The organism is Flavobacterium sp. N2038, assembly GCF_025947185.1.
Lineage (GTDB): Bacteria > Bacteroidota > Bacteroidia > Flavobacteriales > Flavobacteriaceae > Flavobacterium.
Genome location: NZ_CP110001.1, coordinates 3,303,874 through 3,329,153 on the forward strand (window position 1 = coordinate 3,303,874; position 25,280 = coordinate 3,329,153).

Here is a 25,280-nt window from a genome sequence, read left to right on the forward strand (position 1 = left end):
TCCAAAAAGCAAAATTAAATCTTTGTTTTTTGGATTTTTTTATCAAAATCAAAACTTATGATTGATTACGAAAAAGACTTTAGAATAGCTATTATCATAGCCATTATTGCCATTACTACAATTCTTTTAGGAGCCATTACAGACAAAGTGCTTCGCTATTTTTTATACCGAAAACTAAACGATAAAGAATATGACGCAACCGGATTTAGGTTTTTAAAACATTTAATTATAACTGTAATTTACATTTTGGGGTTTGCTTTTGCTTTAATCCAGATTCCCGAATTTAAAATTATCGGACATTCCTTTTTAGCTGGTGCCGGAGTAATTTCTTTAGTAGCCGGTTTAGCTTCGCAACAAGCTTTAAGCAATATTGTAAGCGGTGTGTTTTTAGTTATTTTTAAACCGTTTAAAATCAATGACAAAATCACAATCAATAATTTTGTCGGTACTGTAGAAGACATTAATTTAAGACAAGTTGTTCTGAAGGATGCTGAAAACAACCGAATCATAATTCCAAATTCAGTTATTAGCAATCAAATTATTGTCAACACTAATATGCATGATACCAAATGTTGTAAAATAATCGAAATTAGAGTAGGTTATGAATCCAATATCGAAAAAGCGCTTGAAATCATGCAAGACGAAATTGCTAAACATCCCCTTTTTATAGATACCAGAACAGCCGAAACAAAAAAACAAAAAGCTCCGCTGGTTGTAGCAAGAGTTGTGGCTCTTGCGGATTCAAGTGTAAATTTGAAAGCGTGGGCCTGGGCAAAAAATTCTACAGAAGGTTTTGTTATGTATTGCGATTTACTGCAAAGCATTAAAAAACGTTTTGACGAGGCCGATATCGATATTCCGTATCCACAAAGAGTGGTGACCATTAAAAAATAAATTACTGAAACTTAAGTCCAAAGTTTACTTTATCAAAAGTCGTACTGCAGGAAAAAGCAAACCTGCCAACATTTAAAGTTCCAAAAATACCTCCAACACTGTGTCCGGAGTAAAATCCGCCGGCAGAAAACCGGTTTACCTGATATTTTAATGCAATATCATTAACTCTGCTGCTTAATTGCCCAAAAGCAATAACATTTGGAATAATTTCATAGCTTCCAAAAACTTTCGGCACCAGTTTTTTGTAATAATCAAAACTTTCATCCGTTTCATAATCAACACTTGTAGAATGCAGGTTTTCAAGATTCCCTCCAATATAGGTGTTTTCTGAAAAATGCCATGAAATACTGAATCCGGTGAAAGTTCCGTCATAACCACTTCGGGATTCCAAATATCCAATACCAATTGTGGCTCTGAATTTTCCGCATATTTTTCCAATATAACCTATATAAGTCCTGTCAATCTCTGATTTATCAATTCCGGCACCAAAAATAATATCGTCATCACACATCGCAAAAGCGTACTGAAAATAAGCCGAGTATTGATCCTGATTGGCCGCAACAACACTCCGCCCCTTGTCAAGATCGATATTGGCAGAAATTAAAGTTGAATTGATAACGGCGAAGTCAAATGTATTGATTTCCTGTGCAAATGTAGGGACTGCGAGCAGAAGTAAAAGTACTGTTTTTTTCATAATACCAATTTTAGCTTACAACATTCTAGTACTAATTTACAGACATTTTTCCTGTTAATAAAAGAAGTCCCCTGAAGTACCGCATTACTCGTTTAAATGCATTATTTTCATAATCGGCACCATTTAATCGATAAAATTTCAATAAAACATCGATAATTAGCAACAAAAGCTATTAAACAACCTGAAGCCCATTTTTTCTGATAACTTTAAGAATGAATCTTTGCATTTCAAAACCGTTAACGGTATTTTTATACTTCGTAATTTCAAAACGACAAGTTTTTATAAAATCATGAATTATATTTTTGAAAAAGCTGAAGCTGCGTTTTGCGAATTTGTCAAATTTTAGTCATAAAACTCAAAAAATCAACCTAATTACTATTTGAGAGAAATAGCTTATTAGCGTTGATTCGTGAAATTTTTGGCAACCATTTTTTTACTATTACTAATCTAAAAAACGAAAATAATATGTTTACAATCGAGCAAATAAAAGAAGCACACGCTAAAGTAAAAACCGGTGCCGATTTTCCAAATTATATACAAGACTTAATCATTTTGGGTGTAAAAGGTTATGACACTTTTGTAAGCGATGGACACGTCGAATATTATGGTGTAAATAACTACTCTGCAACATCAGATGAAAAATACAGTCCAATTAGTATTGCTCCAAACGTTAATAAAGAGCTTTTCATTGAGTTTTTAGTAAAACACCAACATGGTGAAACAGATTATCTTACATTTTGCAATCATGCTGGTCAATGTGGTATTGCAAAATGGAGAGTTGATATTATCGAAATGACCTGCACTTACTTTGATAGTGCCGAAAATGAAATACTTATCGAAAAAATTCCAAGCTAAGTATTATAATTCATGAAGCTTTTCGATCATCAAAATGATAAAACAATTAGAAAAGGTATTCTGGTGATACTTTTTCTAATTTCTTTTACCGCTATTTCTCAGCATAAAAAAGAAAAACCAAAATTTAAAGTCATCGCTTTTTATACTGCCCAAAATGATCCGGCACATATTAGTTTTGTTCACGAAGCCAATAAATGGTTTCCTCAAATAGCAGAGAAAAATCATTTTGAATATGACTCGACAAGTAATTGGGAGAATCTGAATGCAGCTTTTTTATCAAAGTATCAAATCGTTTTATTTCTGGATACAAGACCTGAAAAAACAGAACAACGTGCAGCATTTCAAAAATATATGGAAAATGGCGGTGGTTTTATCGGATTTCACTTTTCGGCTTTTGCATTAAACGATTCCTCTTATCCTCAAAACTGGAATTGGTACCACAATACCCTTTTAGGCTCGGGCGAATATGCTAGTAATACCTGGAAACCAACACCGGCAGTTTTAAGAGTAGAAAATCAGGACGCAATAACCATAAACATTCCTAAAACATTTGTATCGCAGCCAAACGAATGGTACAGATGGAACAATGATTTAAGAAAAAATCCGGATATAAAAATTTTATTAGCAATCGATGAAAGCAGCTTTCCATTAGGAACCGGACCAAAACCAAACGAAATATGGCATAACGGTTATTATCCTGTGGCATGGACCAATAAAAACTATAAAATGCTTTATGTAAACATGGGGCATAATGATATTGATTATGAACATGGTACCAAAAAAACCCTTTCGCATACTTTTGAAAACGAAATACAAAACAAACTAATTTTGAATGCCCTGCTTTTATTTGGAAACTCAAAAAAAATAAACACAACTCAAAATGTCAAATAAACTTTCTCCACTTATACATCCTGAAGAATTAGTCCAGTTACAAAATTCAGCCGACATCATTTTAATTGATGCCCGCACAGGAATAAATGCTCAGGAAAATTACCAAAATGAACATCTAAAAGGTGCACGTTTTGTTGATTTAAATCAAGATCTGGCAACAGTCGAAAAAGATCCTGCAAATGGCGGAAGACACCCTCTTCCTTCTCTGGAAAAATTCGCTACAGTACTTTCTAAAATTGGAATCTCGCCCACAAACCACGTCATAATATATGATGCCAAAAACGGATCAAACGCCGCTGCAAGATTTTGGTGGATGCTGAGAGCGATTGGACATGAAAAAGTTCAGGTTTTAAACGGAGGTTTACAGTCAGCTCTTCAATCTGGTTTCCCAACAAGTTCTGAAATCGAAATTTTTCAAAACACAACTTATCCCGTTCAGGAATGGAAATTGCCATTGGCAGCTATTGAAGAAGTTGAAAAAGCGCGAAAAAATGATCAAAATATTGTAATTGATGTTCGTGACAAAAACAGGTTTGACGGACTCATAGAACCTTTAGATTTAATTGCAGGTCACATTCCCGGAGCTGTTAATGTACCGTTAACAGAGAATCTAGATGAAAATGGATTCTTCAAATCTTCAGATGAATTAGCTCTAAAATACAAAGCAATAATAGGAAATAAAAAACCGGAAAATACAATTGTGCATTGTGGTTCGGGCGTAACAGCCTGTCATACTTTACTGGCTATGGATTATGCCGGAATTCCTATTCCAAAATTATATGTGGGTTCCTGGAGCGAATGGTCCAGAAATGACCGCGAAATGGCAGTAAAAAAATAGAATAAACAAAAAACATTTAACGCATAGATATATAGCTCTAAAAAACTCCTTATTTGTCACAGATTACAAGATTAAAAAGATTAATCATTCTAATCTGTGAATCCCGATAGCCATCGGGAGAGGCAAAAAAAAAACCATCAATCTAGGTTCACACAAATAATTATTTTAAAATGCAGCATTGGGATATACTTTTATCAAATCAGGTAAATAAAAAAGCTTTTATAGATACACTGCTTTCTGGCGAAGCCAAAGATGAATTAGCCGTTTTTAACAATCAAAAAGGCATTCTGTTTTCAGATATTGCCATTGAAAAATTTATCGAAAAAGAGTACCAATACGACAGTGTCGAAGCCGCTCCGGATTCACATCGTCAATTAAGAACATTTTCATCCGGAGAGCGCAAAAAAGAATTTCTAAAATACTGCATCAGCCAGAAACCCGATTTTATCATTTTTGATAATCCTTTTGACCACTTAGATCAACCTTCTCGTGTTACTCTTGCTGAATCTTTAAAAGAACTGACGAATGCTATTGGCATTATTCAAATAATTAACCGCATGGTTGATGTTTTAAATTTTGTTCCAAATAAAGCCGAAATCAAAGACAATACTTTTAAACTTTACCCGGTTTCAAAAACCGAAAATCATTTTAAAACCTTAAATACTGCTGCAATTCCCAAAGCTATTGATCCGCATTCCTTTCACGAAAGTGTATTAATTAAAATGGAAAACGTTTCTGTAAGCTATGACGAGCGCAAGATTGTAGACAAAATTTCGTGGACCATAAAGCAAGGTGAATTTTGGCAATTAATTGGCCCGAATGGTGCTGGAAAAAGTACTATTTTATCGCTTATAACGGGTGATAACCCAAAAGGGTTTGGTCAGGATTTATTTTTATTCGGAAGAAAAAAAGGCAGCGGAGAAAGCGTTTGGGATATTAAAAAACAAATCGGAATCTATGCCACTTCAATGACAGATTTGTTTCAGAAAGGACACACACTCGAGCAAATGATCTTATCCGGTTTCTTCGATTCTATCGGACTTTATACAGAACCAACCACACATCAACAGCAAATTGTATCGCAATGGCTCGAAGTTATAGAAATGACCGCTTTACGCAAAAAACGCTTTATAGATCTTTCTATTGGCCAGCAAAGAGTCGCACTTATTGTACGTGCCGTTTTAAAACATCCGCCATTATTAATTCTTGACGAACCAGTAGAAGGTTTGGACGATGAAAATGTAGATTTGGTAATTCAGCTTATCAATACCATAAAACAAGAAACAAACGTTTCTATATTATATGTATCACATCGTATTGAAGCCGGCCTCGCTCCTACTTCGGTTTTTGAACTTGTTCCAACACCAACAGGCTCAATCGGAAAAATAAAATATCACTCAGAATTAAATTAATGAAAACAAAATTTACTGCAATCTTACTGTTACAATTGTTGCTTATTTCCTGTTCCGGCACTATTTCGACATTAAAAAAAGAATATAGCTTTAATACCTCTTCTTCCTTAAAATCCAATTGGAATTTTAATCCAAAAGAATGGGCTTTAGAAAAAGACACCCTCACAGGAACCGGAGGTCCAATGCATTGGGGCGTTATAGAATCGAGAAAACAACTTCCTGAAAACTACGAAATCAACTTCAGAGTAAACATGACCAAAGAGTCCTTATTTGAAGTAATGCTTAACTTAGACAAGGAAAAATACATTAGAACATACTTGTATCAAATTAATCAAAACATTGTAATTGGTGACGGAGTCTATGATAAAAAGGACGATTCATATGGTAAACGAGGCGGAAAAAGTTTATTTACAAAACCAATGGAACTTCAAAACAACAAATGGTATTCAGTAAAAATTAGAGTGCAAAACAATCAATTATACTTTTCTGTAGATAACAAAATAACCTTAGAATGCTCTCTCGAGAAAAGCAATCTGAGCCAAAAAGGAAAACTAGGTTTTATCACCAACGGCGAAACCAAAATAACCGATCTAACAATTAAAACATTGTAAAAAATATTTAACCATTTAAGATATTAATCGTTAAAACAAAAAAGCTCCTGATGGAGCTTTTTTGTTTGTTATGCAGTAAAAATTATCTAATTCCCAAATTGACACATTATCTAATTATCTAATTGCCAAATTATCTAATTTAATTCTCATCCTCTTCAACATTATGCGACTTCACATAATTGCGCCACTTTTCGATACAATCCTGAAAATCCTGAGGCAATTCCGTATCAAAACGCATCATCTCTCCTGTATTTGGATGTACAAAACCAAGTGTTTTAGCATGCAACGCCTGACGTGGTAATGCTTTAAAACAATTATCTATAAACTGTTTGTATTTAGTAAAAGTCGTTCCTTTCAGAATCAAATGTCCGCCGTAACGTTCATCATTAAACAACGGGTGTCCAATGTGTTTCATATGCGCACGAATCTGGTGTGTTCTTCCCGTTTCCAGTTTACAGGAAATCAAAGTTACATAACCAAAACGCTCCAAAACTTTATAATGTGTAATAGCAGGTTTACCAATCTCAGGATCAGCAAAAACAGCCATTTGCATGCGGTCTTTTAAATGTCTTGCCAGGTTTCCTTCAATCGTTCCGCTATCTTCTGCAAAATTTCCCCATGCAAGCGCAATATATTCGCGTTCTGTAGTTTTAGCTTCAAATTGTTTAGCCAAATGCGTCATGGCCGCTTCTGTCTTTGCCACAACCAAAAGTCCGGATGTATCCTTATCAATTCTATGCACAAGCCCTGGACGCTCACTGCTATTCATTGGCAAATTATCAAAATGATGCGCCAAAGCATTCACCAAAGTCCCGGTATAATTTCCGTGACCCGGATGTACTACCATTCCCGGCTCTTTATTAATTAATAAAAAAGCGTCATCCTCGTAAACAATATTAATCGGAAGATCTTCCGGCAGAATATGGTTTTCAAACGGCGGATGTGATAACATAACCGTTATGACATCAAATGGTTTTACCTTATAATTTGATTTTACAGGAATATCATTTACAAATATATTCCCTTCAGTTGCAGCGTTCTGAATCTTGTTACGCGTTGCATTCTGAATCAAATTCATTAAGTATTTGTCAATACGTAAAAACGCCTGACCTTTAGGGACATCAAATCTGTAATGTTCGAATAATTCGTCTTCCAGATCTAAATTTTCTTCAATATTATTGTTCATCTTGTGGGGTTTCTGCAGGCACTGCCGTACTATCTGTTGCCTGACTATCATCTACATAACTCGCTTTTCCGTCACCTAAAACCAAATCGATTTTAGACGCTTTCAGCACTCGGTCTCCTACTTTTAAGTTTCTTCCTTTGTAACGCATTTCTAATACCATATCTTTTCCAAGATTCGGAATATAAGTAATCGTTCCCGCTTCAAGACCTAAAGCTTTCAAAGTAGGAACTGCCTCGCGATATGTTTTTTCAATTAAATCAGGAATTCTAACAGATGAAAAACCTGATGCATTAATTTTAATATATATTTTTCGTCCTACTTTTACTTTCGTTCCCGGCAACGGATCCTGCTCAACAACACTGTATTTCGGAAATTCACTTCGGTAATCAACACTATCCAAAAGTACATAATCTAAATCCAGCTCATCCAGTTTTTCCTCTACTTGCTCCTCTGTCAGTTTAGACAAATTCGGAACCGCAATTTCATGTCCGTGATCAGTTGTAAAAGTCAACCAATGCATAAACAAATAACCCAAAACCGCAATAATAGCAACCGCACTTAATACTTGTAAAAAAAACACCCGGCTAGTTAAATACTTACGTAAACTCATAAATTTATTTTTAGTTGACGCAAAGATAAAGCTATTTCGTTTCAAAAAAAATGATAATTTTGTTTAAAACAAGAAAGCCAATAATCAGGAGCTTTTTCCTGCTGTCTGCTGTATCTTTTATGTCCCGATAGCTATCGGGACCACCATAAAAGAATGCCGCTCCCATCAGGGTTAGGCCACTAGGTTTTAAAAGAAAATTTTGTCTTTATTTTTATTAAAGCAACCACAATATTGTCAGACTGAGCGAAGTCGAAGCCTCGCAAAGTGATTCAGCATACGGGACTTCGACTTCGCTCAGCCTGACAGCAAAACGAATAGAGCAACATTCGTGGAAATTAGTGCAATTAGTGGCGAAAACCGAAAACGATTAAACGAATTAACGATCAAACAAATTAACGATTAAACAAATAAACAAACAGTCAATGAAAAACATTGCCATCATCATGGGCGGATATTCAAGTGAATATAAAATTTCGCTTATTAGCGGAAACGTCGTTCATCAATATCTTGACAAAACAAAATACAATGGATTCCGTATTCATATCTTCAAAGAAAAATGGGTATATGTAGACGAAAACGATGCCGAATACACGATCGATAAAAATGATTTCTCGGTAACTGTAAACAACCAAAAAATAACTTTCGACTGTGTTTTCAACGCCATACACGGAACTCCGGGAGAAGATGGATTAATGCAGGCATATTTTGAATTATTAGGTATTCCGCAATCATCATGCGATTATTACCAATCGGCTTTAACTTTTAATAAGAGAGATTTATTATCGGTTTTAAAACCATACGGAATCAAAACTGCAATCTCTTATTACCTAAACAAAGGTGATGCTATCAATACCGAAGAAATTGTAAAAAAAGTTGGTTTACCATGCTTCGTAAAACCAAATAAAGCAGGATCAAGCTTCGGAATCTCAAAAGTAAAAACAGAAGCCGAACTTCCTATTGCTATTGAAGTTGCGTACAAGGAAGATAACGAAATCATCATCGAGAGTTTCCTTGACGGAACCGAAGTTTCTGTTGGTGTAATCAACTGGAAAGGCGAAATTAAAGTACTGCCAATTACAGAAATTGTATCTGATAATGATTTCTTTGATTACGAAGCAAAATACGAAGGAAAATCACAAGAAATTACTCCGGCGAGAATCTCAGACGAATTAACACAAAAAGTAAGCGAAGTAGCCAAACGTGCCTACGAAGTTTTAAAAATGAGAGGTTTCTCCAGAAGCGAATTCATTATTGTAGACAACGAGCCATACATGCTCGAAATGAATACTATTCCGGGTTTAACCACAGAAAGTTTGATTCCGCAACAAGCAAGAGCTGCAGGAATTTCTCTGGAAGAATTATTTACAAATGCAATTGAGCTTGCTTTGGCATAGTTACTAAGATACTAAGGTGCTAAGGTTCTGAGATCCTAGCACCTTAATTTTTAAACAGAATATTGCCAAACTGAACAATCACAATCCCGAAACTTCGGGATAAGTCCTCCAAAGAACCTTTCAGTCTTTGAACTTAAAAACTCAGAACCTTAGAATCTCAGAACCTTAGAACCTTAAAAAAAATGCGAAAAGCCATATTCCCCGGATCATTTGATCCTATTACATTAGGACACGAAGATATTATCAAAAGAGGAATTCCTTTGTTTGATGAAATCGTAATTGCCATTGGTGTTAATGCCGAAAAAAAATACATGTTTTCACTTGAAGAAAGAAAACGCTTTATCGAAGAAACTTTCAAAGACGAACCAAAAGTTACGGTTATTACCTATGAAGGATTAACAATAGATCTGGCAAAGAAATTAAACGCTAATTTTATCCTAAGAGGTTTACGTAATCCTGCCGATTTCGAATTCGAAAAAGCTATTGCGCATACCAACAGAAAACTTTCTAAAATAGAGACCGTTTTCTTACTTACAGCTGCAAGTACTTCATTTATTAGTTCGAGCATTGTGCGCGATGTATTGCGTCATGGCGGAGAATATGAAATGTTGGTTCCGGATGCCGTTAGGGTTCAGAAATAATAATGATGGACAATATAAATTTTCTTATTACAAAAATAGCCATTTTAATTATTCTCCTGACATCGTTAAATAAAGCGTTCGCACAAAAAAATGATGTTACCAGAAAGGAAATAAAAAATATTGAACACTATAATTTCAAAGAAATTGATTTTATTGATTCTGAAGATAACACCAAATTAAGCGGTGCTTTAATATTTCCAAAAACAGAATATTCAAAAATTGTTGTTATTGTTCCCGGTAGTGGAAAAGATACCAAAAATTCACATTATATTCTAGCTGAAGAATTATTAAAAAACGGAATTGGTGTTTATCGTTTTGATGACCGGGGTGTAGGTAAATCTGGTGGAGTCGTTAATTTTAGTGTAGATCAAATTGTTCAGGACTTATATTATGCTTTTACCAATATTCGTCAAATCGATACTTTATCTAAAAAGAGTATTGGAATTTTAGGACATAGTTTAGGAGGAATTGCTACAATTGAAAACTATCAAAAAGGACTTAATCCGGATTTTATGATTCTTATGGCTACTCCAATAGAAAAATATGGAAAATTTAATACTCCACAATTTCCGTCTAAAACTAATCCAAAAATAAAAATTAGTGCTCAGACTGTTTTAGAAAACGTAAACATTCCACTGCTTTTTATTGCCGGATCAAATGATAGTTTTTTCAATAGTGAAAAAACTGTCGGTCTTATAAATGAATTACACAACAAAAACATTAACGCAGAAATCATACCCGGATTGAATCACTTTTTAACAAAAGGCACCGATGACTGGAAAAAGAACAAAGACTACAGTATGCTGTATGAAATAAATGATACTGCACTTCACCAAATTGTCAATTGGATAAAAAATCTTAATCCTGGCTTTTAAAACAATAAATCGTAAATTTGCCAGCGAAGCAAATTATAAGTAATTTCGCATTTTTAAAACAAACAAGAAATAATGAGCATCGAGAGAGAATTAAACAAACGTAGCGGATCAAAATGTGAACTTTGTGGCGCAGAAGAAAACTTAAAAGTATATCAGGTATTGCCAACTCAAAAAGGCGGACTTGACGAAAGTATATTAGCTTGTAATACCTGTATTGACCAAATTGAAAACCCTGATAATGTCGATTTAAATCACTGGAGATGCCTAAACGACAGCATGTGGAATGAAAATGTTGCCGTACAGGTTGTAGCATGGAGAATGTTAAGCCGCATGCGCGCTGCCGGATGGCCTCAGGAATTACTGGATATGATGTATCTTGACGAAGACACTCTGGCATGGGCCAGCGCCACCGGCGAAGGTGAAGATGACGAAAACAAACTCGTTCACCGTGACAGCAACGGCGTAGTTTTACAACACGGAGATTCTGTAGTTTTGATTAAAGATCTTAAAGTAAAAGGATCAAGCATGGTAGCAAAACAAGGAACTGCCGTAAGAAACATTCGTTTAGACCACGAAAACGCTGAATATATCGAAGGAAAAGTAGACGGACAACAAATTGTGATTATTACGCAATATGTGAAGAAAATATAGTTTTCTTAAGATTCTGAGTTGCTGAGGTTCTGAGATGCTAAGATTTTTTAACCGCAAAGCACGCAAAGTTTTTTATTCACAAAGCTTTGCGAACTTTGCATTTTTTTTACAAAATACTTAGCTCCCGATTGCTATCGGGATTGCGTTAAAATCAGCACAACGCTAAGAAACTCGAAACATAAAAAAAGGCTATTCAAAATCTGAATAGCCTTTTTTATTATTTTAAAATTCTGGAAATAACTTGGAACAAATTAAACCTGAAACCTGAAACTAAAAATTATTTTTGAAATAATTTGTTGATTTGATCTTTTACAAATGGCTCAGAAACACTGCTTGTTGCAGAAGTAGCTTCTTTGCTTGAAACCATGAATTGTACTGTTGCTTTGTCCGGAACAACACTTCCTGTGTAATGCAACCAAATATAGTTATTAGGTAATTCTAATTTGATGTCATACAAAGGGCTTGCAGCGAAACCATTCATGATAATGCTGTAAAGACTTGCATAATCATTGTTAATATTCTTAAATGTAAATTTTCTTAAACTTGAAGAATCGTCATCGTTTTGGATACTTGTGTAGTACACAGTATATTCGTCTCCAATTTTTTGAATGTAATTGTTGTTTACTTTTCCTAATTTTTCAACAGGAACTGTTTCTAAAACTTTAATCTGAGCAAAAGAAACAAAACTAAAGAACAAAATGGCAATGGTAATAAACTTTTTCATAATGGATTTGGGGTTTACATTTTTACTGCCACAAAAAAACACAGAATTTATGAAAAAACACCTATCAAATCGTTATTTTTTTAACACAAAATTGTAAAACTAAATTCTGCTTTTACAAAAACCTGATAAACAAATAAATAGATCAAAAACTACCCAGCTATTCTAATTTTCCTCAAACTAGTACTTTTTATTTTTCTCCTCTTCTTTCTTAACCACATTACGGGCAACTTCGATTTTAAACTTTTTACCCTTCATTTTTTCATCCTTTATATGCTTGAGTAAATCTTTAACCTTGTTGAATTTTACAGCTGCAAACGAAACAAAATCTTTTACTTCAATCAATCCCAAATCGTCTTTTTCCAGTTTCCCTTTTTGAGAAAAGAAACCAACGATATCAAATTTATTCAGTTTTGTTTTCTTTCCGCCACTAATGTAAATTGTTTGAAATTGAGGTGGTTTTGGCAAAGACACATTTCCGTCAACATTCAGAACTGCCATTTCATAATCAATATACTCTAACTTTTTCTCACTTTCATGAACAATAATATATGCCGTTCCCGTTGCCTGCATACGCGCTGTACGTCCATTTCTATGGGTGAATTCGTCTTCTTTTAATGGTAAATGATAATGAATAACGTGTTTCATTTCGGGAATATCCAAACCTCTTGCGGCCAAATCTGTAGTAACCAGATAACTGATACTTCCGTTTCTAAACTGAATCAGGGCACGCTCACGCTCATCCTGATCCATTCCGCCGTGATAATACACCGAATAAATTCCTTTTTCGTTTAAAGTATCACTAATACGTTCTGCCGCATCACGATGGTTACAAAAAATAATAGCCGATTCTGATTTTAAAGAACAAATCAAATTAAACAGACTTTCTAGTTTATCTTTTGCAGGCGAAACCACCATTTTCATCGAAAGATTGGCCTTCTCCTCCTCTTCCGGAATAAAATCTAAAACGGTCGGATTTACAACGCGTGTATATTTTGGAATCTCAATATCTGAAGTAGCCGAAACCAAAACCCTTTTATTCACTTTTGGCAATCTGGCAATGATAAAAGACATTTGCTCGTGAAACCCAAGCTGAAGCGATTTATCAAACTCGTCTAAAATCAGTGTCTGGATTTTATCTGTTCTAAAAGTATCTCGGTCAATATGATCCGCAATTCTTCCTGGAGTTCCAATTAAAACTGCCGGAGGATTGCTTAAATTCTTGATTTCAGTATCAATAGAGTGTCCACCGTAACAAATATTTACTTTGTATTGCGTTCCCATTTTTTTCCAAACCTGTTCGATTTGCAATCCAAGTTCACGTGATGGAACCAAAATCAAACATTGAACCGATAAAATCTCAGGCTGCAATAATTCTAAAATTGGAAGCAAAAAAGCCAGTGTTTTTCCTGATCCTGTTGGAGAAAGTAGTAAAACATTGTTTTCGTTTAAAATAGCATCTTGTGCCATTTCCTGCATTTCGTTCAGGCTCTCAATTCCTAAATTCGAAAGTATATTGTTGGAATGGTGTTTTTTATTCATTTTGCAAAAGTAGGGAAAAAAAATTGTTTCAAGTTTTTGTTTGTTTCAGGTTTCAAATTGATATGCTTTGTGTTTTTTTTACCGCAAAGCACGCTAAGTTTTTTTTTCACGCAGATTTTACAGATTTAAGCAGATTTTATTTTAAAAAAATCTTTTTTGATCTGCCTAAATCTGCAAAATCTGCGTGAAACCAATAAACGCAAAGCATATCAACTTGAAACCTGAAACTTGAAGCAAAAAACTTATATTTGATTCCTATTAAAACCAAAACCATGAAACTTTTCACCCTTATCTTTTCCCTTTTCACCATCACTCTTTTTGCGCAGAACACTAAAAAATACGATACGTTTTTTGAGAAAGGAAACGGAAATCAATCTGCATCATATGCAGAAACTATTGCTTATTTTAAAATGCTCGCTGCCGACTTTCCAACTATTCAAATGAAAGAAATGGGACTGACAGATTCCGGTGAGCCTTTGCACATGGTGACTTTCAATCCCGATAAGGAATTTGATTTTGATAAAATCCAGAAAACCAAAGCGGTTCTTTTTGTTAATAACGGAATCCACGCCGGAGAACCGGACGGAATCGACGCAACCATGCAATTCTACAGAGATTTAGCTATTGGTAAACTAAAAGCACCCAAAAACACTGTTTTGGTTTGCATTCCGGTTTATAATATTGGCGGTGCTTTAAACCGAAATTCGACAACACGGGCCAATCAGGACGGGCCGGAAGTTTACGGTTTTAGAGGAAATGCCCGAAACTACGATTTGAATCGTGATTTAATGAAATCGGATACGAGAAATACCAAAAGCTTTGTCGAGATTTTTCAGAAAATAAATGCTGATGTTTTTATCGATAATCACGTAAGCAACGGATCTGATTATCAATACAAACTCACTTATATTATGACACAGCATAATAAACTGGGAACAGTTTTGGGCGATTTTATGAATAACGAAATGATGCCGGCTTTGGTAAAAGATTTACAGAAAAAGAAAATCGAAACCACGCCTTATGTCGATTCTTTTAAAGATACACCAGATAAAGGTTTCGGACAGTTTGTCGATAGTCCGCGATATACTACGGGTTATACTTCCCTATTTAATACGATTGGTTTTGTAGTCGAAACGCATATGCTGAAAAAATATGCCGAACGTGTAAAAATGACCTACGAATACATGAAATCGACGATGGATTTTACCGATGCCAATTATCAAAAGATAAAAGATTTAAGAGTAAAAAACCTAGAACAATACCAGCCAAAGAAATCCTATACTTTAAAATGGGAATTAGACAGTACAAAAGCGACTACATTTTCATTTTTAGGATATGAAGCGGGTTACAAAAAAAGCGAAGCCACAACAGGAAATCGTTTGTTTTACGACCGAAGCAAACCTTATAAAAAAGACGTTCCATACATCAAAGAATTTAAATCGGTTAAGGAAGTCGTGATTCCTACGGCTTATATTGTTCCGAGAGGATATTGGAATATTATTGATCTTTTGAAAAACAACAATATCTCGTTTACACCACTTAAAAACGATACGATTATAGAAGTTGAGAGTTATAGAATTGCCGATTTTAAAACTGTTCCGTCTGCTTACGAAGGACATTATCTGCATAGAAACACAACGGTAACTTCTAAAATCGTTAAAATAGCTTTCGCCAAAGGAGATTACCTGGTTCCAACCAACCAAAAAGGCGTAAAATATATTCTAGAAGCTTTTGAACCGGAAGGTGTTGATTCGTTTTTTAACTGGAATTTCTTCGATGCTATTTTACAACAAAAAGAACATTACTCAGAATATATTTTTGAAGATACCGCTGCCAATCTTTTAAAAGAAAACCCAACTCTAAAAGCAGAATTAGAAACCAAAAAACAAAACGACCGCGAATTTGCTAAAAACAGCGAAGCGCAATTGGATTGGATTTACAAACATTCTGTTTATTATGAAAAGGCTCATATGCAGTATCCTGTTTATCGTTTATTGTGACTTATATAGTTCATAAAATTTCTACACTTTACGATTTTCCGTAATTTTTTATTGTTTTAACATTTTATATTTGAAAACAATAATACAACTAAAAAATATAAAGCATAAATTAACCTTGAAAATGACAACAGCTACGATTGAAGAATTAGCATATCTAATGAGGCAAGCTAAAGAAGAAGGACTGCCTCAACCTATAGTATTTTTGGGTGCTGGGGCATCTAAATCTGGTGGAGTTCCATTAGCATCAGAAATAATCGAAGATATTTTAGAAAAATATAAAGACAGTCCAAAGATAAAAGCATTAGTTGATGAGCCCAAAAATTATGCTAGGCTAATGGAATGTTTAACGCCATTTGAAAGAAATAAACTTCTTAAAGGATATATAGATAATGCAAAAATTAATGTTACACATTTATATTTAGCTCAACTTTTAATCGAAGGATATATTGATTATGTTCTAACGGTAAATTTTGATAATCTCATGCTTCGAGCTTTAGCATTGTTCAATAATTTTCCGGCTACTTATGACATGGCAATTCTGAAAGATCTAACTACTACAAGTTTTAAAGAAAAATCAGTTGTCTACTTACATGGACAACATCATGGCCTTTGGTTATTAAATACAACAGAAGAAATGACTAAGGTCAATGAGGTGATTCCTCCAATACTTAATGGAATTAAGAATCAGAGACCTTGGATTTTTATCGGTTATAGTGGAGAAGATCCTATTTTTAAACATATAATAAAATTAGGCAGATTTGACAATGGATTGTATTGGATAACTTATAATGATTCTCCCCCCAGTAAATTAGTATGTGAAACATTACTTGAACAGCCAAATACAAATACGCATATAATAAAAGGTTTTGATTCAGATTCTTTTGTATTAAAACTCAATGCTGAATTAAGTTTATCTCAACCAACAATTATCGACAAACCTTTTTCATCACTAAACAAAACTTTACAAAACATTGTAGACATAGACGATAAAGAACATTTTAAAGGAGTGAAAGAGAGATTAGAAATAGCTAAAAACAATGTCGGAAATGCAATTACTCAATTTGAAAAAGGAAAAATAAAACTAGATAAAAAATTTCAAGACGAAATAAACATAAGTCTACTAAAGAAACAAATAATAGACATAATTATCAGCAACACCTTTAACGAAATAGAAATCGACACCTTAGAAGAGACTGCAAGAAAAATAAAAAAAGAAGAAATTAATAAATTACTAGCTACTTTATATCTTAATTGGGGAAATTCAATCAGTGAAGCTACTGTAAAAAAGAATCAAGATATACATAGAAAATCTATTGAAAAATACAAAAAAGCTTCTGTTCTTAATCCATTAGATTCTGGAATATTTAATAATTGGGGAATATCTATAAAAGAAATTGCTAAGGAAGAAAAAAATGAAAAATTATTTTATGAAAGTATAGAAAAATATAAAACCGCAATATCGTTAAATCCAAATTCTGTGGAAGCATATAACAATTGGGGGGGAGCGATGTGTGAACTTTACAATTTAAACAAAAATCCAAATTTAATAGAAGAAACAATAGAAAAATTTAAACGAGCCCATGAAATTAACCCTAAATTTGTTAATACATATATTAATTGGGGAAGTTTTTTAATAAATGTTTCTCAACAAAATTTTAATGAAGAACTTCTCAACGAAAGCATAATATTACAAAAAAAAGCAATCGAATTAGCACCTACAGATTCAGTGGCTTATTGTAACTTAGGATCTGCTCTTAAAATTTTAGGGGATATTAAAAAAGATAAAAGCTATTATATTAAAAGCATCGAAAAATATAAAGAAGCAATTGAACTTGAAAAACATGAAGCTTTATATTATAAAAATTTAAGTGTTTCATATAGAGCTTTAGCTCTATATGAAAAAGACGAAAAATTATTTAAAGAAGGAATAGATATTATAAAAATTGCAAATGAATTAGATCCAAACAACAGTGAAATATATTATGACTGGGGATCTATCGTTTTTGATTTATATAAATTAACAAAGAGTAAAGATTTATGCCACGAAGCTTTAAAATTACTTGAAAAAGGGATTGAATTAGGAGGTAAATCTTATAATTTATCATGCGTATATTCTTATGAAAACGATAAAATTAATGCTTTAAAATACTTAAAAATCAGTTTAGAAAGAGGCGAAATAACTATTGAATTTGTTAAAAATGATTCCGACTGGTCTAATTTTTTTAATGATACAGATTTTAACAATCTATTACAGGAATATTTGAACAAAAATTAACTTGAAATATTAAAAAGCCTAATAAAATCATCAAATTTTATTAGGCTTTTCTTTTATCGTAGAAAGAATAAAACTTATTTACCCTTCAATATTTTTTCTAAATACTCCACTTTATCTTTTTCGGCCTGAACCAAACGTTCGTAAAGCTTTTTATTTTCTTCGTAAGCTTCAACTAACTTATCTAGTGGATTAAAATTACAGGTATTATTGGTTCCGAAATTAGTGCCATGACTACCACTATTATCATAGAAATTATTAAAAAAATTAATTGCTGCTTCATCCGAAAAGTTTTTAAGCGCTTCTACACTTACGCCCAAAGCTTTTGCTACAGCAGTAAGTTTTTCCTCATCAACCTCTTCACTATTTTCTATAACTGAAATGGCCTGCTGGCTCATTCCTAAAGCCTGTGCCAAAGCTTCCTGCTTCATATCACGAAGTTCACGAATTCGGCTTATTTTTCGCCCTATATGGTTTGGTTTTGTTAGTGTGCTCATAAGTCAAAGATAATATTAAGGTTTACAACAATCAATAGGTAAAAAACATATTTTGTTATGTACCATACCATTTAAATGATTTGCTATCTAAACAAAAGTACGATTTTTGAGACATGAAATTAAATTAAGTTTCTAAGTTTTTAAGATTCTAAGGTGCTAAGTTTTCCTTTTTTATGTTTAATTCTTCTTTAACGCGAGCGCTCCGCTCGTAAACGTCATGAGCGAGAAGCCTGAGCAAGCAAAGACTCAAAGTACATTCCATTGCCCCTGGCTTCAGCCAGGGGGACAAAATAAAATTTGAAAAAGGCTTTAGCCAAACTTTCGCAGGTTTGGCTAAAGCCTTTTTCTTCTTTTAAATTTATCATCCTGCTAAAGCTGGACGCAATTTATTTTATCAACATTAAACCTCTATATTTAATTAATGTTTTTCTGACTTATTTTAAAAGTTATATATTTGAAAACATCATTTTATAACTCTAAAAGCCACAACAAAATGGGACTATTCAATAATCTTTTTAAAAAGAAAGAAGAAACAACAGCATCCACTATCAATCAACAAAACAATACTAAACACTTTACTTCTGAAAATGATTTTTTAGAAAAATTTGGAGCTTTGGCTTTAGAAAAACAAAGAAATCTTTATACTGTAACCGGCGGACTTTCCTGGAATGTTGATATGAATAAAGAAGAAATAACATTTGGAGACGATCTTACTTTTCCGATGCAGGTTTTGGGTTCGTTTTCACATTCTTCAGAAACATGGCTTTGGATTTGGGATAATAAAGCGGGAGGTTACGCTGAATCTGTGATGAAACAAGCGCTTTTATTAAAACAATACGGAGAAGAAAATAACATTGATATACTAAGCGTTGGACAGTTTGACGCTGTAGAAAATGATTTACATATAATAGGAATGATGGCTGTTGAAATGTTTAATGCAAGCGGCTATTATCTTGGCAATTATGGTCAGGGAACAATGGTTGTTACTCTTAAATCTGATATCGTAGATCAATCTGAAAGTGAGGAATTGTCCAGAATCTTAACTGTTTTTCCTGAACTGATTTCAACATTTGAAATTCGAAACCACAAAAATGCTTTTACCAATTATCTTTCTCAAAAAGGTTACGAGTGGACATCAAATGGAAATGAAGTTAAAGCAGTAAAGAACACAGCTATAATTAATGCTGTTTTTAATGAAAACAACCTTTTGACAAAATTAAATGGTAATTCTTAAGCTTTTGTGAGTACAAATTAGAATTTTGTATTGCAAAACTTGAAACTTGAAACTTGAAACTTGACCCGAGACTGAAAGTCGAACAGGCGAAGCAAACAAAAATTAACGCCAAAGTGCAGCTCTGCGTGAGGGATAGAAGCAATCCGCCGCAGCGGAGCGGATAGCCCGACAGCAAATAAAAAAAGACCCAATGAACACAAAGTTGATTGGGTCTTTTTTTATTTGGTGGCACGCCCTGATCTTTACAATCATTATTGACTATTCTCGTCTTTTAATCCTTTTAGGAGCGCGTAAATTGCCATTGAATGTCCCTGACCTAAGCCAAAATCTTCTTTTAGCCAGTTTACAATATCTCCTGCTTTTACTTCGGGTTTTAGTTTTCCGTCCAGAGAAAAGTTTTTTTGATCTGCCAAAGTTCTAAATTCGGCCGGACCATTGCCGGTTTTTTCTTTTATTGTCTTTAAATATCCTTGAAATGACATAAAACTATGTATTTAGTGGTTAATAACATAGTAACGAAAATACGAATTAACTTATAAAATACAATATTAAAATATTTAAATTTCAAATTCCAAATCTGAAATTCCAAATTCCAAATCTGAAAGCTGTTGAGGTAAATCTAAAATTCCAAATTCCAAATCTGAAATTCCAAATCTAAAATTCCAATTTTAAAAACTGTTGAGGTAAATTCCAAATTCCAACAACTTTGTCTGATTGCTATTGCTCAGACAAAAATTATAAATTCTAATTACTTTGTTTTTGGGCTTTTTAAAATTGGATTTTCTTCTGCCTCAAACAATAATTTTATATTCTCATAGGAGTTTTTAAGGGCTTCTTTGATTTGTTCCGGGTTTAGCCAGGCTACTTTTTCGATTCCTTCTTCGATTTGACCTTGCGGAGTTCCTTCAAAATCAGAATGCATTTCGAACCAATGCGTGATTTTAAGTTTGTATTTTCCGTTTCTTTTAAAGATATGATACGTTTTCTGCAGTTTATTGGTAATACGAAGCTGGTTTACACCGGTTTCTTCTTCTACTTCGCGCATGGCAGTGGCTTCAATGTCTTCGCCTTTCTCGATGCCGCCTTTTGGTAAATCCCATTTTCCGTTTCTAAAGATAAATAAGACCTCGCCTTTTTTATTGTACACAAAACCTCCGCCGGCTTTATTTACCGGAATTTTGGCTTTAAGGGTTTTCATTATCTCACTTTCGTCAGGATGATAAAGAATAGCTTTTTGAATTTTATTTTGAAAAATTTTAACTATAAGCTGTTCGATATCAATACTTTCTAACAAGAACAATTGAAAATCTGTTTCGCGTGAGATTTCATTTGTCAAAAAAAGTGGTTTGTCGTTCACAAAAACTTTATACATTTGTATTATGATTTTTAATAAAGATACTGCCGAAAAAACAGCCGAATTGCTTTTGCAAATAAATGCAATTAAATTGAATCCCGAAAATCCTTTTACATGGGCTTCTGGTTGGAAATCCCCTATTTACTGTGATAATAGGTTAATTCTTTCATTTCCGAGCATCAGAAATTATGTTCGCGACGAGTTTGCAAAGAATATCGAAAAACAATTTGGAAAACCTGATGTAATTGCCGGTGTCGCTACCGGAGCGATTGGTGTTGGTATTCTAGTTGCTGAAAGCCTTGGATTGCCATTTGTATATGTGCGTCCGGAGGCTAAAAAACACGGAAGACAAAACCAGGTAGAAGGTTTTTTACAAAAAGGACAAAATGTTGTTGTGGTTGAAGATTTAATTAGTACCGGAAACAGCAGTTTAATGGCTGTAGAAGCTTTACGCAACGAAGGTGCTAATATAAAAGGTATGGCAGCGATTTTTACCTACGGTTTTAATGTAGCCGAAGAAAACTTTAAAAATGCCAATATCGACTTATATACCTTAAGCAACTACGAAAACCTATTGGATTTAGCAGTTCAGAAACAATATATTACCGAAGAGCAACAATCTACTTTGCAAGAATGGAACGCAATTCCATCGACTTGGGGACAAGAATAAGATCTTAGATTTTAGATTTTAGATTTTAGTCCCGATAGCTATCGGGATAGATTTTAGATTTTCTAAAAGTCGCTGTGCTCCTTTTGGGATTTGGAATTTAAAAATTGGAATTTATTTTAAACCCTTTTGCAGTTAAAAGAAAACAATAAAAACAAAAAAACAATATGAACTTAGAAAGTCCAAAAGTTACTGTTCAGAAATCAGCTCAGGATTTGTTTACTGAATTGACTGATGTAAAGAATTTTGAAAAATTAATGCCGGATAATATCGCTAAATTTGAAGTGATTGGCGAAGACGCTTTTATTTTTGGATTGAAAGGTATGCCTGAAATCAAATTAAAAATGAAAGATAAAATAGCGCCAAACAAAATTGTTTTGGGTGCTGCAAGTGATAAACTTCCGTTTACTTTGGTTTCAAATATTGATAGTATTTCTGATTCAGAAAGTGCTGTTCAGTTAGTATTTGATGGTGAGTTTAATGCTATGATGGGAATGATGATCAAAGGCCCAATCACGAAGTTTATTGAAACTCTTGCAAATAATATGCACAAACTTTAATAATGACTCATTATTAATTGTGAACTATAAATGAAAAGCCTGATATTAATTATTGGGCTTTTTTTATAATCAGTTACAAATTCCTATTAGGCTCTTTTTTGTCATTTCGAGCGAAGGGAGAAATCACACACGTAACTCTACAAAGATTGGCAAAATAATCTAACTCCATTAGTTTAATATACTCCTAGAAATCATACTAAATTTGCTAAAAATGGGAATCAAGAAAATCAAAGTTCGAATTAAAATCCCTGATTAATTTGAGTTTCTTATCTCTTCTCCATTTCTTCAATTCTTTTTCTCTCGCAATTGCTTCTTGAATCCACGTAAATTTTTCATAATAAACTAAAAACTGAATATTATATTTGGCCGCAAATGTATTGATACATTGATCTATGTTTTCTTTATGTTTTGCAAGTCTTTGTTTTAAGTTACTCGTTACACCAATATAAAATGAACTGCGATGCTCATTTGTTATAATATAAACGTAATAACTATGAAAACCAATTTGTACATTTAGCATCTTTTTTTTGTACGAATATACATATTTTTAAAGCCATAGCACTACAAGTTTATAGAAAGCGTGCTAATCTTTGTCGAGCTTCTAGTGTGATTTCTCCCTTCGGTCGAAATGACAAAAATGCTAAAACTTGGTTTTATAATTAAACTTTACAACCAGATTATCTAACTTTTCTTGAAATGACAAACACCCCATAAAATACTTAACACTTCAAAAGAAAACCTTAGATTCTTAGAATCTCAGAACCTTAGAAACTTAAAAAAAACTTTGCCCTTCTGCCCCTCTGAACCTTTGCACCTCAGAAAAAAAAAAAAAAAAACTCAACTCATCCACAAAAAAATACAGTTCAGAAACAAAAATTATTCCTTGCTGAAATTTTGATCGAAGTTTGAATCATCAAACTAAAACATATCAAAATGGAACCAGCTATTAAGATTTTAATTTACATTCACGCGTTTTTTGGAGGAATAGGGCTAATTACAGGGATTGGAAGTATTGTCGTTAAAAAAGGCAGTAAACTGCATAAAAGAATAGGAAAACTATTCTCTGTAGGAATGCTGACCAGTTCGCTTATTTCACTGCCAATTTGCTGGATGCCCAATCATCAGAATGTATTTTTATTTCTAATTGGCTTATTTACCATCTATCTTGTGATCTCAGGAAACAGAGCATTGACTTTTAAGCATAAACCCAAAGCCGATTTACTAGATAAAATAATTTCAGGAAGTATGTTATTCTTTTCTGTAATAATGATCGTACTGGGACTTTACTGTCAGTTAAACAACATTACTAATGGAATATTATTTCTTTTCTTTGGCGGATTTGGATTTTATATGACTTTTAAAGATTTTATATTCTTTAAAAACTTTTCAGAAACCAACAGAAACTGGCTATCCAAACATATCGGCAAAATGATGGGTGCTTTAATAGCTTCAATTACAGCTTACATCGTTGCCGGATTAGGAATCGGAAGTTTAATTGCCTGGATAACACCATCAATTCTGGGAACATTCTACATCATTTACTGGAACAGAAAAATCACTCCAAAACCAGTATTAAAAGCTTAAGAAGTTGCGCACTGATTTTACGGATTAAACAGGTTCACACCGATTTATAATAAACAAAAACCTTAGAACCTTTGCACCTTTGCACCTCTCAATAAAGCATCTGAATCTCCTTAATATCAAATTCTGAAACAGAATCATCTTCAAGTAAAACCTGTAATTTTCCAACCGGAGAAACGCCCTGAATGATTCCCATAAAGTTTTTGCTATCTGGATTTTTAAACGGCATTGGCACACCTTTTCGGAACAGGAAATTGAAATAATCATCCCAAAAAACGGTCTTATTATTTTCCCAAATTTCGATTTTCTCTTTTATTTTTTTAACAATTAAAACCACAAGAGATTCCTTGTCGAATGAAGTTCCGGAAATAACTGCCAGCGAAGAAGCTTTTGGTAATTCGGTAAAATTGGTTTGATTGACATTCAGTCCAATCCCGACAACTGACACGATCCTGCCATCACTTTTGAGGGTATTTTCTATCAATATGCCACCAATCTTTTTATTGTATGACATAATGTCGTTTGGCCATTTTATACTTAAATCAGGAATATTTAATGTTTTTAAAACTTCGATTACTGATAATGAAACAATAAGACTCAGATTAAAAACCTGCTCATTACCAACTATAAAATCCTTTACCAAGGCACTCATAATTAAGTTTTTACCAACCTCAGTCTGCCATTTGGCTCCCATTTGCCCTTTTCCTTTTGTCTGATTTTCAGCTGTTACCACAGTAAAATTATCAAGTTCGTCTTTGCTTGACAATGCCTTTAGAAAGTCATTTGTAGAATCTATGGCATCGAGTTTGATTAGTTTCATTCAGGTAATTTAAATTAACTTAATTTAATATTTTGTTAAGGTTCAAAAATAATCACAAAATTTGGTAACTTTACAAATTCATAAAAATAATTCATGGCGAAAAAGACTATTAATAATGATGTTCTATTGGCGAACATAATCAAAGGGATTGAGGAAGTAAAAGGAAATGATATCGACATTCTTGACTTAAGAGAAATAGACACGGCAGTTTGTGACTATTTTGTCATTTGCAACGGAAGCTCTAACACCCAAGTTAACGCCATTGTAAACTCAATTCAAAAAACAGTATCTAAAGACTTAAAAGATAAGCCTTGGCACGTAGAAGGAACCGATAACGCAGAATGGGTTCTGATGGATTATGTGCATATCGTGGTACATGTTTTCCAGAAACACATTCGTGAATACTATAATATCGAGAGCCTTTGGGGTGATGCCAAAATAACTACAATCGAAAACAAATACTAAAGAAAATTTTTTCTA

The 25,280-nt window shown here is 33.5% G+C and carries 27 protein-coding genes; 17 read left to right on the forward strand and 10 right to left on the reverse strand.

Annotation, left to right across the window (positions count from 1 at the left end; all coding sequences use genetic code 11):
* Positions 1-57: 57 nt before the first annotated feature.
* A complete protein-coding gene (locus tag OLM51_RS14620) occupies positions 58-894 on the forward strand; it encodes a mechanosensitive ion channel family protein (protein WP_264551337.1) in 837 nt (278 codons plus the stop codon).
* A gap of 1 nt (position 895) precedes the next feature.
* Here OLM51_RS14620 and OLM51_RS14625 read toward each other — a convergent pair whose 3' ends face one another.
* Positions 896-1,588 carry a hypothetical protein gene (locus OLM51_RS14625; RefSeq protein ID WP_264551338.1) on the reverse strand — a complete coding sequence of 231 codons (693 nt, stop codon included), beginning with the start codon at positions 1,586-1,588 and terminating at the stop codon, positions 896-898.
* Between the two features lie 465 nt (positions 1,589-2,053).
* Here OLM51_RS14625 and OLM51_RS14630 point away from each other — a divergent pair, with 465 nt between their 5' ends.
* The 5 genes from OLM51_RS14630 (at position 2,054) to OLM51_RS14650 (ending at position 6,195) form a co-directional block, all read left to right on the forward strand.
* Entirely contained in the window at positions 2,054-2,443 is a 390-nt protein-coding gene (locus tag OLM51_RS14630) for a DUF1398 domain-containing protein (RefSeq protein WP_264551339.1), read from the forward strand.
* A 12-nt stretch (positions 2,444-2,455) separates the two neighbouring features.
* Positions 2,456-3,334 carry a ThuA domain-containing protein gene (locus tag OLM51_RS14635; RefSeq protein WP_264551340.1) on the forward strand — a complete coding sequence of 293 codons (879 nt, stop codon included), beginning with the start codon at positions 2,456-2,458 and terminating at the stop codon, positions 3,332-3,334.
* Positions 3,324-4,172 carry a sulfurtransferase gene (locus tag OLM51_RS14640; protein ID WP_264551341.1) on the forward strand — a complete coding sequence of 283 codons (849 nt, stop codon included), beginning with the start codon at positions 3,324-3,326 and terminating at the stop codon, positions 4,170-4,172. Before OLM51_RS14635 ends, OLM51_RS14640 begins: the two co-directional genes overlap by 11 nt.
* A gap of 170 nt (positions 4,173-4,342) precedes the next feature.
* A complete protein-coding gene (locus tag OLM51_RS14645) occupies positions 4,343-5,584 on the forward strand; it encodes an ATP-binding cassette domain-containing protein (RefSeq protein WP_264551342.1) in 1,242 nt (413 codons plus the stop codon).
* Positions 5,584-6,195, forward strand: coding sequence for a hypothetical protein (locus OLM51_RS14650; RefSeq protein ID WP_264551343.1), 612 nt, complete (start codon positions 5,584-5,586; stop codon positions 6,193-6,195). The genes OLM51_RS14645 and OLM51_RS14650 overlap by 1 nt, the downstream gene beginning before the upstream one ends.
* Before the next feature lie 139 nt (positions 6,196-6,334).
* On the opposite strand, the gene OLM51_RS14655 is transcribed toward OLM51_RS14650, so the two are convergent.
* Positions 6,335-7,381: an RluA family pseudouridine synthase gene (locus OLM51_RS14655; RefSeq protein WP_264551344.1), complete on the reverse strand. Its 1,047-nt coding sequence runs from the start codon at positions 7,379-7,381 to the stop codon at positions 6,335-6,337.
* Complete coding sequence (locus OLM51_RS14660; protein WP_264551345.1) at positions 7,371-7,991, reverse strand: PASTA domain-containing protein; 621 nt, start codon at positions 7,989-7,991, stop codon at positions 7,371-7,373. The genes OLM51_RS14655 and OLM51_RS14660 overlap by 11 nt, the downstream gene beginning before the upstream one ends.
* Before the next feature lie 422 nt (positions 7,992-8,413).
* Here OLM51_RS14660 and OLM51_RS14665 point away from each other — a divergent pair, with 422 nt between their 5' ends.
* The 4 genes from OLM51_RS14665 to OLM51_RS14680 all read left to right on the forward strand — a co-directional run bounded on the left by OLM51_RS14665 (position 8,414) and on the right by OLM51_RS14680 (position 11,552).
* Positions 8,414-9,385, forward strand: coding sequence for a D-alanine--D-alanine ligase (locus tag OLM51_RS14665; RefSeq protein WP_264551346.1), 972 nt, complete (start codon positions 8,414-8,416; stop codon positions 9,383-9,385).
* A gap of 182 nt (positions 9,386-9,567) precedes the next feature.
* A complete protein-coding gene (gene coaD / locus OLM51_RS14670) occupies positions 9,568-10,026 on the forward strand; it encodes a pantetheine-phosphate adenylyltransferase (RefSeq protein ID WP_264551347.1) in 459 nt (152 codons plus the stop codon).
* 5 nt (positions 10,027-10,031) lie between these two features.
* Positions 10,032-10,901 (forward strand): alpha/beta hydrolase, encoded by an 870-nt coding sequence (locus OLM51_RS14675; RefSeq protein ID WP_264551348.1) that lies wholly within the window; start codon positions 10,032-10,034, stop codon positions 10,899-10,901.
* A 72-nt stretch (positions 10,902-10,973) separates the two neighbouring features.
* Complete coding sequence (locus OLM51_RS14680) at positions 10,974-11,552, forward strand: PhnA domain-containing protein (protein WP_264551349.1); 579 nt, start codon at positions 10,974-10,976, stop codon at positions 11,550-11,552.
* Between the two features lie 277 nt (positions 11,553-11,829).
* On the opposite strand, the gene OLM51_RS14685 is transcribed toward OLM51_RS14680, so the two are convergent.
* Positions 11,830-12,276 carry a hypothetical protein gene (locus OLM51_RS14685; protein WP_264551350.1) on the reverse strand — a complete coding sequence of 149 codons (447 nt, stop codon included), beginning with the start codon at positions 12,274-12,276 and terminating at the stop codon, positions 11,830-11,832.
* 177 nt (positions 12,277-12,453) lie between these two features.
* Positions 12,454-13,815 (reverse strand): DEAD/DEAH box helicase, encoded by a 1,362-nt coding sequence (locus tag OLM51_RS14690; protein ID WP_264551351.1) that lies wholly within the window; start codon positions 13,813-13,815, stop codon positions 12,454-12,456.
* 272 nt (positions 13,816-14,087) lie between these two features.
* On the opposite strand from OLM51_RS14690, the gene OLM51_RS14695 reads away from it, so the two are divergent.
* Both OLM51_RS14695 and OLM51_RS14700 read left to right on the forward strand, forming a co-directional pair.
* A complete protein-coding gene (locus OLM51_RS14695) occupies positions 14,088-15,815 on the forward strand; it encodes a M14 family metallopeptidase (RefSeq protein ID WP_264551352.1) in 1,728 nt (575 codons plus the stop codon).
* A gap of 70 nt (positions 15,816-15,885) precedes the next feature.
* Positions 15,886-18,090: a TPR end-of-group domain-containing protein gene (locus OLM51_RS14700; protein ID WP_264551353.1), complete on the forward strand. Its 2,205-nt coding sequence runs from the start codon at positions 15,886-15,888 to the stop codon at positions 18,088-18,090.
* Positions 18,091-18,164: 74 nt separating this feature from the next.
* Here OLM51_RS14700 and OLM51_RS14705 read toward each other — a convergent pair whose 3' ends face one another.
* Positions 18,165-18,584, reverse strand: coding sequence for a helix-turn-helix domain-containing protein (locus OLM51_RS14705; protein WP_264551354.1), 420 nt, complete (start codon positions 18,582-18,584; stop codon positions 18,165-18,167).
* A 493-nt stretch (positions 18,585-19,077) separates the two neighbouring features.
* On the opposite strand from OLM51_RS14705, the gene OLM51_RS14710 reads away from it, so the two are divergent.
* Entirely contained in the window at positions 19,078-19,818 is a 741-nt protein-coding gene (locus OLM51_RS14710; RefSeq protein WP_264551355.1) for a DUF6882 domain-containing protein, read from the forward strand.
* A 251-nt stretch (positions 19,819-20,069) separates the two neighbouring features.
* On the opposite strand, the gene OLM51_RS14715 is transcribed toward OLM51_RS14710, so the two are convergent.
* Together OLM51_RS14715 and OLM51_RS14720 are read right to left on the reverse strand one after the other, a co-directional pair.
* A complete protein-coding gene (locus OLM51_RS14715) occupies positions 20,070-20,300 on the reverse strand; it encodes a DUF4287 domain-containing protein (protein ID WP_264551356.1) in 231 nt (76 codons plus the stop codon).
* Positions 20,301-20,566: 266 nt separating this feature from the next.
* Positions 20,567-21,190, reverse strand: a complete 624-nt coding sequence (locus tag OLM51_RS14720) for an NUDIX hydrolase (protein ID WP_264551357.1) — start codon at positions 21,188-21,190, stop codon at positions 20,567-20,569.
* A gap of 7 nt (positions 21,191-21,197) precedes the next feature.
* Between OLM51_RS14720 and pyrE the strand changes: the two genes are divergently transcribed.
* On the forward strand, positions 21,198-21,842 hold the full coding sequence (gene pyrE, locus OLM51_RS14725) for an orotate phosphoribosyltransferase (protein WP_264551358.1): 645 nt from the start codon (positions 21,198-21,200) through the stop codon (positions 21,840-21,842).
* Between the two features lie 164 nt (positions 21,843-22,006).
* A complete protein-coding gene (locus OLM51_RS14730) occupies positions 22,007-22,399 on the forward strand; it encodes an SRPBCC family protein (RefSeq protein WP_264551359.1) in 393 nt (130 codons plus the stop codon).
* 205 nt (positions 22,400-22,604) lie between these two features.
* Here OLM51_RS14730 and OLM51_RS14735 read toward each other — a convergent pair whose 3' ends face one another.
* Positions 22,605-22,919 (reverse strand): GIY-YIG nuclease family protein, encoded by a 315-nt coding sequence (locus OLM51_RS14735; protein WP_264551360.1) that lies wholly within the window; start codon positions 22,917-22,919, stop codon positions 22,605-22,607.
* Between the two features lie 413 nt (positions 22,920-23,332).
* Here OLM51_RS14735 and OLM51_RS14740 point away from each other — a divergent pair, with 413 nt between their 5' ends.
* Positions 23,333-23,983 (forward strand): hypothetical protein, encoded by a 651-nt coding sequence (locus OLM51_RS14740; protein ID WP_264551361.1) that lies wholly within the window; start codon positions 23,333-23,335, stop codon positions 23,981-23,983.
* A gap of 88 nt (positions 23,984-24,071) precedes the next feature.
* Here the strand turns inward: OLM51_RS14740 and OLM51_RS14745 are convergent, their stop codons facing one another.
* Positions 24,072-24,800 (reverse strand): biotin--[acetyl-CoA-carboxylase] ligase, encoded by a 729-nt coding sequence (locus OLM51_RS14745; protein ID WP_264551362.1) that lies wholly within the window; start codon positions 24,798-24,800, stop codon positions 24,072-24,074.
* 93 nt (positions 24,801-24,893) lie between these two features.
* Here OLM51_RS14745 and rsfS point away from each other — a divergent pair, with 93 nt between their 5' ends.
* A complete protein-coding gene (rsfS, locus tag OLM51_RS14750) occupies positions 24,894-25,265 on the forward strand; it encodes a ribosome silencing factor (RefSeq protein ID WP_007809313.1) in 372 nt (123 codons plus the stop codon).
* Positions 25,266-25,280 lie beyond the last annotated feature (15 nt).

What these genes read in the sequence shown, in the direction of transcription:
- OLM51_RS14620 (WP_264551337.1), top strand. Translation starts at nt 58, where the DNA reads ATGATTGATTACGAAAAAGACTTTAGAATAGCTATTATCATAGCCATT.
- OLM51_RS14625 (WP_264551338.1), bottom strand. Translation starts at nt 1,588, where the DNA reads ATGAAAAAAACAGTACTTTTACTTCTGCTCGCAGTCCCTACATTTGCA.
- OLM51_RS14630 (WP_264551339.1), top strand. Translation starts at nt 2,054, where the DNA reads ATGTTTACAATCGAGCAAATAAAAGAAGCACACGCTAAAGTAAAAACC.
- OLM51_RS14635 (WP_264551340.1), top strand. Translation starts at nt 2,456, where the DNA reads ATGAAGCTTTTCGATCATCAAAATGATAAAACAATTAGAAAAGGTATT.
- OLM51_RS14640 (WP_264551341.1), top strand. Translation starts at nt 3,324, where the DNA reads ATGTCAAATAAACTTTCTCCACTTATACATCCTGAAGAATTAGTCCAG.
- OLM51_RS14645 (WP_264551342.1), top strand. Translation starts at nt 4,343, where the DNA reads ATGCAGCATTGGGATATACTTTTATCAAATCAGGTAAATAAAAAAGCT.
- OLM51_RS14650 (WP_264551343.1), top strand. Translation starts at nt 5,584, where the DNA reads ATGAAAACAAAATTTACTGCAATCTTACTGTTACAATTGTTGCTTATT.
- OLM51_RS14655 (WP_264551344.1), bottom strand. Translation starts at nt 7,381, where the DNA reads ATGAACAATAATATTGAAGAAAATTTAGATCTGGAAGACGAATTATTC.
- OLM51_RS14660 (WP_264551345.1), bottom strand. Translation starts at nt 7,991, where the DNA reads ATGAGTTTACGTAAGTATTTAACTAGCCGGGTGTTTTTTTTACAAGTA.
- OLM51_RS14665 (WP_264551346.1), top strand. Translation starts at nt 8,414, where the DNA reads ATGAAAAACATTGCCATCATCATGGGCGGATATTCAAGTGAATATAAA.
- coaD (WP_264551347.1), top strand. Translation starts at nt 9,568, where the DNA reads ATGCGAAAAGCCATATTCCCCGGATCATTTGATCCTATTACATTAGGA.
- OLM51_RS14675 (WP_264551348.1), top strand. Translation starts at nt 10,032, where the DNA reads ATGGACAATATAAATTTTCTTATTACAAAAATAGCCATTTTAATTATT.
- OLM51_RS14680 (WP_264551349.1), top strand. Translation starts at nt 10,974, where the DNA reads ATGAGCATCGAGAGAGAATTAAACAAACGTAGCGGATCAAAATGTGAA.
- OLM51_RS14685 (WP_264551350.1), bottom strand. Translation starts at nt 12,276, where the DNA reads ATGAAAAAGTTTATTACCATTGCCATTTTGTTCTTTAGTTTTGTTTCT.
- OLM51_RS14690 (WP_264551351.1), bottom strand. Translation starts at nt 13,815, where the DNA reads ATGAATAAAAAACACCATTCCAACAATATACTTTCGAATTTAGGAATT.
- OLM51_RS14695 (WP_264551352.1), top strand. Translation starts at nt 14,088, where the DNA reads ATGAAACTTTTCACCCTTATCTTTTCCCTTTTCACCATCACTCTTTTT.
- OLM51_RS14705 (WP_264551354.1), bottom strand. Translation starts at nt 18,584, where the DNA reads ATGAGCACACTAACAAAACCAAACCATATAGGGCGAAAAATAAGCCGA.
- OLM51_RS14710 (WP_264551355.1), top strand. Translation starts at nt 19,078, where the DNA reads ATGGGACTATTCAATAATCTTTTTAAAAAGAAAGAAGAAACAACAGCA.
- OLM51_RS14715 (WP_264551356.1), bottom strand. Translation starts at nt 20,300, where the DNA reads ATGTCATTTCAAGGATATTTAAAGACAATAAAAGAAAAAACCGGCAAT.
- OLM51_RS14720 (WP_264551357.1), bottom strand. Translation starts at nt 21,190, where the DNA reads ATGTATAAAGTTTTTGTGAACGACAAACCACTTTTTTTGACAAATGAA.
- pyrE (WP_264551358.1), top strand. Translation starts at nt 21,198, where the DNA reads ATGATTTTTAATAAAGATACTGCCGAAAAAACAGCCGAATTGCTTTTG.
- OLM51_RS14730 (WP_264551359.1), top strand. Translation starts at nt 22,007, where the DNA reads ATGAACTTAGAAAGTCCAAAAGTTACTGTTCAGAAATCAGCTCAGGAT.
- OLM51_RS14735 (WP_264551360.1), bottom strand. Translation starts at nt 22,919, where the DNA reads ATGCTAAATGTACAAATTGGTTTTCATAGTTATTACGTTTATATTATA.
- OLM51_RS14740 (WP_264551361.1), top strand. Translation starts at nt 23,333, where the DNA reads ATGGAACCAGCTATTAAGATTTTAATTTACATTCACGCGTTTTTTGGA.
- OLM51_RS14745 (WP_264551362.1), bottom strand. Translation starts at nt 24,800, where the DNA reads ATGAAACTAATCAAACTCGATGCCATAGATTCTACAAATGACTTTCTA.
- rsfS (WP_007809313.1), top strand. Translation starts at nt 24,894, where the DNA reads ATGGCGAAAAAGACTATTAATAATGATGTTCTATTGGCGAACATAATC.